Origin of the sequence: Bradyrhizobium manausense (assembly GCF_018129685.1) — a bacterium.
In the GTDB taxonomy this organism is placed as follows: domain Bacteria; phylum Pseudomonadota; class Alphaproteobacteria; order Rhizobiales; family Xanthobacteraceae; genus Bradyrhizobium; species Bradyrhizobium manausense_D.
Map to the genome: position 1 here is coordinate 54540 of NZ_JAFCLG010000018.1, position 13082 is coordinate 67621.

Below are 13082 nucleotides of genomic sequence, written 5' to 3' on the forward strand. Positions count from 1 at the left end.
CTTATTGCATTCTAAGCAAAGTAGCAGCTGACCGAGCCATAGGCGCCATAATCGGCTTGAATTGTGTCGCCCTTGCGGGTCTCGATCGGACGGATGAAAGAGCCGGCGAGCACGACCTGGCCGGGCTCCAGCGCAAGCCCGAGCGGCGCGATCTTTTTGGCGAGCCAGGCGACTGCGGTGGCGGGATGATTGAGCACGCCGGCGGCAAGGCCAGTCTCTTCCAGCTGGCCGTTCTTGAAGCACAACGCACCGATCCAGCGCAGGTCCGCGTCCAGCGGACGGATCGGCCGTCCGCCGAGCACGATGCCGGCATTCGCGGCATTGTCGGCGATGGTGTCGTGGATTTTTCGCGTGGCCTTGGTCTGGGGATCGACACGCTCGATCCGCGTATCCAGGATCTCCAGCGCCGGCACGACGAAATCGGTGGCATTGAGCACGTCGAACAGCGTGCAGTCGGGACCTTCGAGCCGCTTGCTCATGACGAAGGCGAGCTCGGCCTCGACGCGAGTTGCGATGAAGCGCTCGGTCGGCACCAGGCCGCCATCGGCGAAGAACATGTCGTCGAGCAGCACGCCGGAATCCGGCTCGTCGATGTTGAGCGCGCTCTGCATCGCCTTCGAGGTCAGGCCGATCTTGTGGCCTTTGACGAGGCGACCCTCGGCGATCTTGATGTCGACCCACGCCTTCTGAATCGCGTAGGCATGGGCAATGGTGATGTCGGGGAAGTCCTGCGAGAGCTGCCGGATCTGCACGCGGGTCTTTTCCGCCTGGTGCAGACGTTTCGCGCAGGCTTGGATATCGTCGTTCGAAAGCGGCATCGGTGAACTGCCAAATCGTGGTGCCGGGAGATACTTAACATGTTAAGTGAATGCGTCAATCACGATTCGGGTTTGCTGCACTGCAAACGTTTTGCGGTCTGAGCGGGCGGCTTTGAAAGAGCGTTATGGCCAAGAAGTCCACTGATCCGACCAACACAAGCGCGGCTGCCGCGCGGCAAGTGCCGATGCGCGACTTCTCGCGCTCGCTGCCGATGTCGCTGCTGAGGGCTCGCGAGGCGGTGATGCGGCAATTTCGCCCATCGCTGCGCGAGCATGGCTTGACCGAGCAGCAATGGCGCATCCTGCGCGCGCTCGCGGCGATCGAGGCCGCCGAGGTCACGGAACTCGCGCGCACGGCATTTCTCCTCGGCCCGAGCCTGTCGCGCATCCTGCGCGATCTCGAGGCGCGCAATTTGATCGATCGCAAGACGGCGAAGACGGACCAGCGCCGCAGCATGGTGTCGATCTCGAAAGAGGGGGTGAAGCTGATGGCGGCGGTCGCGCCGTCGTCGGAAGCAATTTATGCCGAGATCACGCAGCGTTTCGGCGCGCGCAAGCTGGCCGAGCTGCAGGAGATGCTGGGCGAGCTCGAGCGGAGCCTCGCAGGGCTTGGCGCCGGCGATGAGGCAAATGCCGAGGAGTGAAAGCAGATATGCGCATGGGCGCGGCAACAGCCATGGACATTGCCGCGTTTTTTAGCTCAAAGTGCCGCCCAAGCTGATCCGTCCAAAATCGGCATCGGAAGGCAGGATCGCGCTGTTGCGGCGCTCGTCATGGTGGCGAAGATCCAGGCAAAAAAGAAGGAAGGCAACGTGGCGAACAAGGTCAAGGAAATCTGGAAGTCGGGCAAGGCCGTGGTCAACGCGTGGCTGGCCATTCCCTCCGGCTTCTCGGCTGAGATGATCGCGCAGTGCGGCTTCGACAGCGTCACCGTCGATATCCAGCATGGCGTGCAGGACTATCAGTCGATGGTGCAGTGCTTCCAGGCCATGGACAAGCACCCGGTCGTCCCGATGGTCCGCGTGCCCTGGAACGAGCCCGGCATCATCGGCAAGGTGCTCGATGGCGGCGCCTATGGCGTGATCTGCCCGATGGTCAACACGGCGCAGGAAGCCAGGAACCTCGTCTCCTATTCCAAATATCCGCCGCAGGGCGTCCGTTCCAACGGGCCGATCCGCGCCGGCATGTACGGCACCGCCGGCTCGTATCAGAAGACCGCGAATGCCGACACCATCCTGCTGCCGATGATGGAGACCAAGACGGCGGTCGAGAACATGGAAGCGATCCTCGATGTCGAGGGCATCGACGGCGTTTATATCGGTCCGTCCGACCTCGGCTTCTCCTACGGCCTCGAGCCCAAGCTCGATCGCTCCGAGCCCGAGATCCTCGCGATCTACGACAAGATCATCAAGGAATGCGGCAAGCGCGGTCTCAACCCCGGTATTCATTGCAGCGGCGCCGAAGGCGCGGCGCGTGCCATCAACATGGGCTTCAAGCTGGTGACGCTCTCGAACGAGGTCGGCATGATGACGACCTACGCCAAGATGCAGGTCAACGCGACCCGCAAGGATTCGGGCGGCAAGGCCTGATCTCAGGCGAATGGCGAATAGGGAGTAGCGAATAGCGCTGCTCCCTTTTCCATTCGCTACTCACCATTTGCCACTCGCCTCCCAAGGAGACCTTCCATGACCATCAGCCCCGTCATCCGCCTGCATCCCGATGATGGCGTGCTGATTGCGCGCGCCAGCCTGCCGCCGGGGACGGTGGTGGCCGACGGCGTGACCACGGTCGAGCGCATTCCCTCCGGCCACAAGGTTGCGATCAAGCCGATCGCGGTGGGCGAGCCTGTCGTCCGCTACGGCCAGATCATCGGCTTTGCGACCCAGGGCATATCGCCGGGCCAGCACGTGCACGTGCAGAACATCGGCATGGGCGATTTCGCCAAGGACTACGCCTATTGCGCCGACGTCAAGCCGACGCCGAACTTCGATCTGCCGGCGACGTTCGAGGGCATCCGTCGCCCGGACGGCCGCGTCGCCACGCGCAACTATATCGGCATCCTCACCTCGGTGAATTGCAGCGCGCATGTGGCCAGCCTTGTCGCTGACGTCTTCAAGAAGAATCCCTTCACCGGCGACAATCCGCTGGCCGAATTCCCCAATGTCGACGGCGTCGTCGCGCTGACCCACAAGACCGGCTGCGGCATGACGCAGAACGAGCCGCTGGCGCTGCTTCGCCGCACGCTCGGCGGCTATGCGCGCCACGTGAACTTCTCTCACGTGATCGTGCTGGGCCTCGGCTGCGAGGTGAACCAGATCGGCGGCCTGATGGAAGAGCAGAAGCTCGCGGGCCGGCTGCGGGCCATGGACATCCAGGAGGTTGGCGGCACCCGGAAGACCGTGGAAGCCGGCATCGCCTTCGTGCGCGAGGCCCTTGCCGACGCCAACAAGGTCAAGCGCGAGAGCGTTCCCGCGAGCGAACTGATCGTGGCGCTGCAGTGTGGCGGCTCGGACGGCTATTCCGGCGTGTCGGCCAATCCGGCGCTGGGCGCGGCCAGCGACCTGATCGTCCGTCACGGTGGCACCGTGATCCTGTCGGAGACGCCGGAGACCTACGGCGCCGAGCATCTCTTGACGCGCCGCGCCGTCAGTCGCGAGGTCGGCGAGAAGCTGGTCGATCTCATGCGCTGGTGGGACGAGTACACGACGCGCGAAGGCGCCGAGATGAACGCCAATCCAAGCCCCGGCAACAAGGCCGGCGGCCTCACCACCATCCTCGAGAAGTCCCTTGGTGCGATGGCGAAGGCCGGCACCACCAATCTCGTCGAGGTCTTGCGTTATGCCGAGCCGGTGACCAAGCGCGGCTTCGTGTTCATGGATACGCCCGGCTATGATCCGGTCGCCGCGACCGGCCAGGTCGCGGGCGGCGCCAATCTCGTCTGCTTTACCACCGGTCGTGGCAGCGTGTTCGGCTGCAAGCCCGCCCCCTCGATCAAGCTCGCAACCAACACGCCCATGTACAAGCGCATGGAAGACGACATGGACGTCAATTGCGGCACCATCCTCGAAGGCGAGGAAAGCGTTCAGCAGTGCGGCGAACGCATCTTCGATCTCATCCTCAAGACCGCATCCGGCCAGCCGACCAAGAGCGAGAGCTTCGATTTCGGCGGCGCCGAGTTCGCGCCCTGGGTGCTCGGCGCAACGATGTAATCTCATGTCGGCGGTATCAGACCACGGCGCTGGCGCCTTCCTAAGTAGTGATACGGAGGCGTCATTTGATCGCGCGGGTCCCGGTGCTCACGCCTGATTAATATTTTCTGCCGTAATTCTTGAGTCGATGCGGACTCCATTTCTACGAGGCGTTCGCCTTGGCCAAGGATTGGATGAGATGACGCGCGCGATACGGCCGACCGGCGTTGAGAGTTTCCTCGGCGAGGAGGAACTGATCGTATCGAAGACCGATCTGAAGGGCCGCATCACCTACGCCAACGACGTCTTCGTGCGCATGGCCAAATATACCTATGCGGAACTGATGGGTGCGCCCCACAGCCTGATCCGCCATCCCGATATGCCGCGCGCCGTCTTCAAGCTGCTGTGGGACACGCTGCAGTCCAAGCAGGAGATCTTCGCCTATGTCGTCAATCTGGCGAAGGACGGCAGCCATTACTGGGTGTTCGCCCACGTCACGCCGACCTTCGACGAGCGCGGCAACATCGTCGGCTATCACTCCAACCGTCGCAAGCCGGATCCCCTCCAGATCGAACGCATCAAGCCGATCTACAAGACGCTGTGCGCCGAAGAGGCGCGGCACGCCAATGCCAAGGACGGCATGCATGCAAGCTTCGATGCGATGGTCGGACTGCTAAAGCAACAGGGTGTGGGTTACGATGAATTTGTGCTCTCTATCTAAGGCGCAGGGAGCGACCGCGCTCGCGCTTGCTCTTGCTGTCGTTGCGTTCGCGCTTTCGCTTCTCGGCGTGACCGGCCTTTCCGCTGCGGCATTGCTGGGCGTGACGGTCGCGCTGCTCGCCTACGCCGTCTGGTGCCAGCATCGCACGGCAATGGTGGTCGATGAGGTCGCCGATGTCTGCCGCAAGGCATCGCATGGCGATCTGGAAGCGCGTATCCTGAGCGTTCGCCAGGCCGGCCGGATCGGCTCGATCCAGAAATCGGTCAACGACATGCTCGACATCACCGATGCATTCCAGCGCGAGGCCTCGGCCTCGATGGACTATGCCAGCCGCGGCAAGTATTTTCGCAAGATTCTCGCGCGCGGTCTGCCCGGCTCGTTCCGCCGCTCCGCCACGGTCATCAATTCCGGCACCGACAGCCTCGGCCGCCGCGTGGTCGAGATCGCCGATCTCGCCCGGCAGTTCGGCACGCATCTTGACGGCGTCGCCGGCACGCTGATGGGGGCAGCCACCGATCTCGAAACCGATGCCGGCCGGATGGCGGCTGCAGCCGAGAAGACCAGCCAGCAAACGTCAGGTGTGCTCAGCGCCTCCGATCAGGCCTCGCGCAACGTCGCGACCGTCGCCAGCGCCGCCGAGCAACTCGCTTCATCGATCGCCGAAATCGGCCGCCAGGTCACCGGCTCGACCGCGAGCACGGGCCGCGCGGTGACCGAGGCCAACCGCGCCGGCAGCGAAATTCGCACGCTTGCGGATGCGGCGCTGCGGATCGGCGACGTGGTCAAGCTGATCAGCGAGATCGCCTCGCAGACCAATCTGCTGGCGCTCAACGCCACCATCGAGGCGGCGCGGGCAGGCGAGGCCGGCCGAGGTTTTGCGGTCGTAGCCTCCGAAGTCAAGAGCCTGGCCAACCAGACCGCCAAGGCGACCGAGGAGATCAGCGCCAAGGTCGGCGAGATGCAGCAGTCGACCACAAATTCGGTCGCGGCCGTCGAGGCGATCGCGCAGACCATCAGCGAGATCGACGGCATCACCGCCTCGATCGCAACTTCGATCGAGCAGCAGGGCCTCGCCACCCGCGAGATCGCCCGCAACGTCCAGGAAGCCTCGGCTGGCACCTTGCAGGTCTCTTCCAACGTCACCGGCATCAGCGAAGCTGCCGCCGATACGGGCCGCGTCGCCAGCCGGGTCAACAGCGCCTCCGAGCGCGTCCATGGCGAGGTCGAGACGCTCAGGCGCGAGGTGACGCAGTTCCTGCAGCGGCTGACCTCGGCTGCTTAACTCCGTCCACAAGAAGTCGTCATGCCCGGGCTTGTCCCGGGCATCCACGTTCTTCGTGCCGCGGCAAGGTCGTGGATGGCCGGGACAAGCCCGGCCATGACGGGCAGCTGAGCACCAAACTTTCGCGGCTCAAGCGATTGCTCTCGGTCGACCCGCACCTTGCATAGGCACGGTCTGCCCGTTGTTAGTGCTTGATCGCATTGACGTCAGGTGTTCTGCTCAAAAAAGCTGCTGGAGCACCGTACCCCGTGTCGATCTACGTCGCATTACACCACGTCACGCATTACAAATACGACCGCCCGATCGATCTTGGCCCGCAGACCATCCGCCTGCGGCCGGCGCCACATACGCGCACGCCGATCCTGAGCTATTCGCTCAAGGTCACGCCATCCAATCACTTCGTGAACTGGCAGCAGGACCCGCAGGGCAACTGGCTTGCCCGCTACGTCTTCCCGGAGAAGACCACCGAGCTGAAATTCGAGGTCGATTTCACGGCGCAGATGACGACCGTGAATCCGTTCGACTTCTTCGTCGAGCCCTACGCCGACAGCTTTCCATTCGAGTATACCAAGGATCTCAAGACCGAGCTGGCGCCGTATCTCGAGACCATCAAGCCGGATACCGCATTCGCAAAATATCTCGCGTCGATCCCGCGCGAGGCACCAAACACGGTCAACTTCCTGGTCGATCTCAATCGCGAGCTGCAGAAGAAGATCAGCTACATCATCCGCATGGAGCCCGGCGTGCAGACGCCGGAGGAAACGCTCACCTCCTGCGCCGGCTCGTGCCGCGATTCCGCCTGGCTCCTGATCCAGACCTTCCGCCATCTCGGGCTCGCCGCGCGCTTCGTCTCTGGCTACCTGATCCAGATCCGCCCCGACATCGATCCGATCGAGGGCCCGCCTGAGGTCGAGAATGACTTCACCGATCTGCACGCCTGGGCCGAGGTTTATCTCCCGGGCGCCGGCTGGATCGGCTTCGATGCGACCTCGGGCATGCTGGCGGGCGAGGGGCATATCCCGGTCGCCGCCACGCCGCATTATCGCTCGGCCGCTCCGATCTCGGGCGGCGCCGGCTTCGCCGAGGTCGAGTTCGCCTTCGACATGAGCGTGAAGCGCATCCGCGAGGCGCCGCGCATCACAAAACCGTTCTCCGACGACTCCTGGGCGCGGCTCAACGAACTTGGCGAGCAGGTCGACGGCGATCTATCCGCGCAGGACGTGCGGCTGACCATGGGCGGCGAGCCGACCTTCGTCTCGGTCGATGATCTCGAAGCGCCGGAATGGAATACGGAAGCCGTCGGTCCGACCAAGCGCGCGCTTGGCGACGAGTTGATCCGCCGCCTGCGCAATCGCTTCGCGCCGGGCGGCCTCCTGCATTACGGCCAGGGCAAATGGTATCCGGGCGAGAGCCTGCCGCGCTGGGCCTTCGGCCTGTACTGGCGCAAGGACGGCGTGCCGATCTGGAAAAATGCCGACCTCATCGCAAAAATCGAAAATCCCAGGCCCGCCCAGACCGAGGACGCCGAGGATTTCATGGAGGGCACGGCGGCCCGGCTCGGGCTCGATCCCGGCTACATCATCCCGGCCTATGAGGACACGGTCTACTGGCTGCAGAAGGAAGCCGAGCTTCCGATCAACGTCGATCCCTCCAACTCGCAATTGTCCGATCCGGAGGCGCGCGCACGCATGGCGCGGGTGTTCAATCAGGGCCTGCGCGCGCCGCGCGGCTTTGTGCTGCCGGTGCAGCGCTGGAACGCGCCGCCGCGCTGGCGCAGCGAACGCTGGCAGCTCCGGCGCGGTCATCTGTTCCTGTCGCCGGGCGATTCACCGCTCGGCCTGCGCCTGCCGCTCGGCTCGCTCGGTTACGTGCCGCCCAATCAATATCCCTACATCGTCGAGCAGGACCCGATGGAGCCGCGCGGCAAGCTGCCGGTGTTCACGCTTCCGGAGCGGCCGAAATCGCCGGAGCGGGTCGCGCCCGAGAAGCTCAATACCTCCGTCCCGGTCCGCACTGCGCTGTCGGTCGAAGTCCGCGATGGCGTGATCTGCGCCTTCATGCCGCCGGTCGAGCGTATCGAGGATTATCTCGAGCTGGTCGCCGCGCTGGAAGCCACCGCCGAGGAGATGCAGCTTCAGGTCCATGTCGAGGGCTACGCGCCGCCGTTCGATCCGCGCATCGAGGTCATCAAGGTGACGCCCGATCCCGGCGTGATCGAGGTCAACATCCAGCCGGCGCAGAGCTGGCGCGATGCGGTCGAGATCACCTCGGGTCTCTATGAGGACGCCGGCAAGGTTCGTCTCGGCGCTAACAGGTTTCTGCTCGATGGACGTCACACCGGCACTGGCGGCGGCAATCACGTCGTGATCGGCGGCTCGAGCCCGCAGGATTCGCCGTTCCTGCGCCGGCCCGATCTGCTCAAGAGCCTCGTGCTGTACTGGCAGCGGCATCCATCGCTGTCCTATTTCTTCTCCGGCCTTTTCATTGGCCCGACCAGCCAGGCGCCGCGCATCGACGAAGCGCGGCACGACAGCATTTACGAGCTCGAGATCGCGCTCTCGCACGTGCCGCCCCCGGGCTACCAGGCGCCGTTGTGGCTGGTGGACCGCTTGTTCCGGCATCTGCTCGTCGACATCACCGGCAACACCCATCGCTCCGAGATCTGCATCGACAAGCTCTATTCGCCTGACGGGCCCACCGGCCGGCTCGGCCTCGTCGAATTCCGCGCCCTCGAAATGCCGCCGGATCCGCGCATGTCGCTGGCGCAGCAGCTCCTGATCCGCGCGCTGATCGCAAAATTCTGGCGCGAGCCCCAGCAAGGCAAGTTCGTGCGTTGGGGCACGGCGCTGCATGACCGCTTCATGCTGCCGCATTTCATCTGGGAGGATTTCCAGGACGTGCTCTCCGAGCTGAAAAGCTCCGGCTATGCGTTCGAGCCGGAATGGTATCTGGCCCAGCTCGAATTCCGTTTCCCCGCCTTTGGCCGCGTCCACCATGGCGGCGTGACGATGGAGCTGCGGCAGGCGCTGGAGCCGTGGCACGTGCTCGGCGAGGAAGGCTCGGCCGGCGGCACCGTGCGCTATGTCGATTCCTCCGTGGAGCGCCTCCAGGTCAAGGCCGATGGCTTCATCGAGGGCCGCCACGTCATCGCCTGCAACGGCCGTCGCCTGCCGATGACCTCGACCGGCCGCTCGGGCGAGGCCGTGGCCGGGGTCCGCTTCAAGGCCTGGCAGCCGGCCTCCGGCCTGCATCCGACCATCCCGGTCCACGCGCCGCTGACGTTCGACCTGATCGACACCTGGAACGGCCGCTCGATCGGCGGCTGCGTTTATCACGTCGCTCATCCCGGCGGCCGCAACTACGAAACCAAGCCGGTCAACACCTACGAGGCCGAGGCGCGGCGGCTGGCGCGCTTCCAGGACCACGGCCATACGCCGGGGCCAATGCAGCCGCCGCCCGAGGAACGCACAAATGAATTCCCGCTGACCCTCGACTTGCGGACACCGCTCCTGCAATGAGTAAGATGGTGGGGCAGGGAGAGGCGCATGGGCGAGGGCGCAGCCGAAGGGGACAGGGCAGGTAAGACGCAAGGCCAGCGCGAAGGCGAGCGCCGCCTCGCGCAATGGGTCCGCGACTATCGCCGCCTGCCCGGCATTCCCGACGAGTTCCTGGGTCCCGACGGCGCCCCGCGCGCGGTCTGGAGCCGGTTCTTCGACGCTTTTGGCGCTCTGGCGCCCGACGAGGTCGAGCGTCGTTTCGGCATGGCCGACCGTCACCTCCGCGAGGCCGGCGTCACCTACCGCGCGCCTGGCGACAGTGCCGACCGTCCCTGGATGCTCAGTCATCTGCCGCTGCTGGTCGACGAGGCCGACTGGAAGCAGCTCTGTGCCGGCATCACCCAGCGCGCCGAGCTTCTGGAACTCGTGCTGCGGGACATCTATGGCGAGGGCCGGCTGGTCGCCGATGGCCGGTTGCCGGCTGGCGCGATCGCCGGCAGCCCCGAATATCTCCGCCCCGTCTGTGGCGTGCCGCCGCCGGGCGGACGCTATCTCTCGCTCTATGCCGCCGATGTCGGCCGCGGGCCCGATGGCCGCTGGTGGGTGCTCAGCGATCGCACCCAGGCGCCGTCAGGCGCGGGCTATGCGCTGGAGAACCGCCTCGTGCTCTCGCGCGCCTTTTCCGATCTCTACAAGTCGATGAACGTGCCGCGCGTCGCGCCGTTCTTCGAGGCGTTTCGCGACAGCCTTCGCGCGCGCGCCGATCGCGACGAGCCGCGCATCGGCGTGCTCTCGCCCGGCAGCTTCAGCGAGACCTATTTCGAGCACGCGACGCTGGCGCGCTATCTCGGCTTCCTGCTGGTCGAAGGCGACGATCTCGCCGTCAGCGACAACCGCGTTCATATCCGCACCGTGGCCGGCTTGAAGCGGCTCGACGTGCTTTTGCGCCGTGTCGATTCCAATTCGCTCGATCCGCTCGAGCTCGACGCATCCTCGCATCTCGGCGTGCCCGGCCTGATCGACGTGCTGCGCAAGGACGGCGTCGTCGTCGCCAACATGCCGGGCTCGGGCGTGCTCGAGGCGAGGGCGCTGCTTGGCTTCCTGCCGGCCCTGAGCCGCCGCCTGCTCGGCGAAGAGCTGAAGATGCCGCATATCGCGACCTGGTGGTGCGGCCAGAAATCGGCGCGTGACGAGGTGTTGTCGCGGCTCGATCAGGTCGCGATCGAAGGCGCCTACCGGCGCGGGGTTCCCGGCTTCGACTCGAGCGGCCCGGTGCTCGCAAGCGAGCTCGATGCGGCCGAACGTCAGCGCCTGATCGATGCCATCAGCGCGCGCGGCATGGACTATGTCGGCCAGGAGGTGGTGCGTCTGTCCACCATGCCGGTGTGGGAGCAGGGCCAGCTGACGCCGCGTCCCTTCGTGCTGCGCGTGTTTGCCGCCGCGACGCCGGACGGCTGGGCCATCATGCCCGGCGGCTTCTGCCGGATCGCCGAGCAGCCGGATGCGCGCGCCGTGTCGATGGGCGATGGCGCGCGCGCCGCCGACGTCTGGGTGGTCTCGGAAAAGAAGGTCTCGACCGCATCGCTGCTGCCGGCGGTCGACAAGGTCCGCATCCGCCGCATCGCCGGTGTGCTGCCCAGTCGTGCTGCCGACAATCTGTTCTGGCTCGGCCGCTATCTCGAACGTGCCGAGGCGACATTGCGCCTGGTGCGTGCGCTGGGTTCGCCGAGCGGACCCAACAAGGGCACCGCGGCCTCGCTGCAATCGGCCGAACGAATCCAGCGTCTGCTGGTGACCTGGGGCGCGATCTCGCAGACCTCGCGCGCGGCGCCGGGGCGCATCGTCGCCGAAGCGTTGCAGAGCGAGGCGCGTTTCGGCTCGGCGCTGTCGCTGGTGCGCTCGGCGCTACGCACGGCGACCTCCTTGCGCGAGCGGCTGTCGCCCGATGCCTGGCAGGTCATCACCGAGATGGCCGAGCGTCTTTCCGTCGAGGTCGAGGACGACGACAGCGTGCTCAGCGCGGCCGAGCTGACCTTGCAGGAGCTTGCGAGCTTTGCCGGCCTTGCGCAGGAGAACATGAACCGCGCCGCCGGCTGGCGCTTCCTCGATATCGGTCGTCGCACGGAGCGCGCGATCAACACCGCGCGCTTTGCCCGGCAGTTCGCCTATGACGAGGCCGGTGACGAGGATCTCGATATCCTGCTGACGCTGGTGGACTCCCAGATCACCTATCGCTCGCGCTATCTGCTGGCGCCGATCCTGGCGCCGGTGCGCGACCTCGCCGTGCTCGACCCCTACAATCCGCGTTCGGTGGCGTTTCAGGTGGCGACACTGAACGAACATATCGAGGCACTTCCCAGCCTGAAGGAGCATGGCCTGATCGAGCAGCCGCAGCGGCTTGCGGTGGCGGTTCGGGCGATGCTGGCAACAGCGGAGGCCGAAAAACTCGAGGTCAAAACCCTGTTCGCGCTGGAGCAGGATCTGCTCAGCCTCGCCGAAGCGATCGGGCTGCACTACTTTCCGCACGGAACGAATGCAAGCCGGCCGGAAAAGCTGACGGGGCTGGCGTGATCTACGACATCAGGCACGTCACCACCTACGAGTATGAGAGCCCGGTCAGCTTCGCCCGCTGCACGCTGCGGCTCGAACCGAACAGCGGTCACGGGCAGGAATTGATCTCGCACAAGGTCGAGATCCGCCCGCGTCCGTCGGAGCGGACCGTTCGCCGCGACTTCTTCGGCACGTTGACCGAAAGCATCGTGATCGAGGCCGCGCATCGCAATTTGCGCATCGACTCGCGTTCGCGCGTCTCCGTCGAGCGCAAGCCTCCGGCACGCGACGCCGCCAGCCCATCGTGGGAGAGTATCCGCGACATTGCCTTCGAGGCCACCAGTCTCGGTCCGTCCTCGCCGGTCGGCTATGTCTTTGCCAGCCCACTGGTGCCGGTCTTGCGTCCCGTCAGTGCCTATGCTGCGGAGAGCTTCAAGCCCGAAACGGGAATCCTCGCCGGCGCGGTCGATCTGATGCACCGTATCCGCACCGAGTTTCGCTACGACCCCAAGGCCACCGTGATCTCGACGCCGCTCAACGAGGTCTTCGACAAGCGCCATGGCGTCTGCCAGGATTTTGCTCATGTCATGATCGCAGGCCTTCGCGGGCTCGGACTGCCTGCGGCCTATGTCAGCGGCTATCTCCGTACCATTCCAGCGCCGGGCCAGGCGCGCCTCCAGGGCGCGGACGCCACGCACGCCTGGGTGTCACTCTGGTGTGGAGCGGAGCTCGGCTGGATCGATTTCGATCCGACCAACGATCTCCTGGTCGCGAACGATCACATCGTGCTGGCGGTCGGCCGCGACTTCTCGGATGTGTCTCCGGTGGACGGCATCATCGTCGGCTCGCCGAAGCAGAAGCTCGGCGTCGCCGTGGACGTGCTGCTGGTGGAATGACCTTAGTTTCGGCCATCGGCCGGGCTGGATGAGCCCCCGCAAGCGCTGGCGATCGGCTTTGCCGAACTGTGACGGCACGTGATGTTGCGCGGCGGCACAGGATCATATTTACGTTTTTTTGTTTCGGGAT

Annotated in this window: 9 protein-coding genes; 8 read left to right on the forward strand and 1 reads right to left on the reverse strand. The window is 65.2% G+C overall.

Annotated elements, in window-relative coordinates:
* Nucleotides 1-11: 11 nt before the first annotated feature.
* Entirely contained in the window at nt 12-818 is an 807-nt protein-coding gene (gene hpaH, locus JQ621_RS28565) for a 2-oxo-hept-4-ene-1,7-dioate hydratase (protein WP_212239697.1), read from the reverse strand.
* A gap of 125 nt (nt 819-943) precedes the next feature.
* On the opposite strand from hpaH, the gene hpaR reads away from it, so the two are divergent.
* From hpaR to JQ621_RS28605, 8 genes are all read left to right on the forward strand, one after another.
* A complete protein-coding gene (gene hpaR / locus JQ621_RS28570; RefSeq protein WP_212239698.1) occupies nt 944-1462 on the forward strand; it encodes a homoprotocatechuate degradation operon regulator HpaR in 519 nt (172 codons plus the stop codon).
* 129 nt (nt 1463-1591) lie between these two features.
* Nucleotides 1592-2407 carry an HpcH/HpaI aldolase family protein gene (locus JQ621_RS28575; RefSeq protein WP_249125636.1) on the forward strand — a complete coding sequence of 272 codons (816 nt, stop codon included), beginning with the start codon at nt 1592-1594 and terminating at the stop codon, nt 2405-2407.
* 96 nt (nt 2408-2503) lie between these two features.
* Nucleotides 2504-4027, forward strand: coding sequence for a UxaA family hydrolase (locus JQ621_RS28580; protein WP_212239700.1), 1524 nt, complete (start codon nt 2504-2506; stop codon nt 4025-4027).
* Between the two features lie 178 nt (nt 4028-4205).
* A complete protein-coding gene (locus JQ621_RS28585) occupies nt 4206-4727 on the forward strand; it encodes a PAS domain-containing protein (protein WP_212239702.1) in 522 nt (173 codons plus the stop codon).
* Nucleotides 4705-6009 carry a methyl-accepting chemotaxis protein gene (locus JQ621_RS28590; RefSeq protein ID WP_212239712.1) on the forward strand — a complete coding sequence of 435 codons (1305 nt, stop codon included), beginning with the start codon at nt 4705-4707 and terminating at the stop codon, nt 6007-6009. The genes JQ621_RS28585 and JQ621_RS28590 overlap by 23 nt, the downstream gene beginning before the upstream one ends.
* 248 nt (nt 6010-6257) lie before the next feature.
* Entirely contained in the window at nt 6258-9527 is a 3270-nt protein-coding gene (locus JQ621_RS28595) for a transglutaminase family protein (RefSeq protein ID WP_212239715.1), read from the forward strand.
* 27 nt (nt 9528-9554) lie between these two features.
* The gene (locus JQ621_RS28600) at nt 9555-12077 is read left to right on the forward strand and encodes a circularly permuted type 2 ATP-grasp protein (RefSeq protein WP_212239722.1); all 2523 of its coding nucleotides are present in this window, start codon (nt 9555-9557) and stop codon (nt 12075-12077) included.
* Nucleotides 12074-12952, forward strand: coding sequence for a transglutaminase family protein (locus JQ621_RS28605; protein ID WP_212239725.1), 879 nt, complete (start codon nt 12074-12076; stop codon nt 12950-12952). Before JQ621_RS28600 ends, JQ621_RS28605 begins: the two co-directional genes overlap by 4 nt.
* Nucleotides 12953-13082: the final 130 nt, after the last annotated feature.

What these genes read in the sequence shown, in the direction of transcription:
- JQ621_RS28590 (WP_212239712.1), top strand. Translation starts at nt 4,705, where the DNA reads ATGAATTTGTGCTCTCTATCTAAGGCGCAGGGAGCGACCGCGCTCGCG.
- JQ621_RS28575 (WP_249125636.1), top strand. Translation starts at nt 1,592, where the DNA reads ATGGTGGCGAAGATCCAGGCAAAAAAGAAGGAAGGCAACGTGGCGAAC.
- JQ621_RS28600 (WP_212239722.1), top strand. Translation starts at nt 9,555, where the DNA reads ATGGGCGAGGGCGCAGCCGAAGGGGACAGGGCAGGTAAGACGCAAGGC.
- JQ621_RS28585 (WP_212239702.1), top strand. Translation starts at nt 4,206, where the DNA reads ATGACGCGCGCGATACGGCCGACCGGCGTTGAGAGTTTCCTCGGCGAG.
- hpaH (WP_212239697.1), bottom strand. Translation starts at nt 818, where the DNA reads ATGCCGCTTTCGAACGACGATATCCAAGCCTGCGCGAAACGTCTGCAC.
- JQ621_RS28580 (WP_212239700.1), top strand. Translation starts at nt 2,504, where the DNA reads ATGACCATCAGCCCCGTCATCCGCCTGCATCCCGATGATGGCGTGCTG.
- hpaR (WP_212239698.1), top strand. Translation starts at nt 944, where the DNA reads ATGGCCAAGAAGTCCACTGATCCGACCAACACAAGCGCGGCTGCCGCG.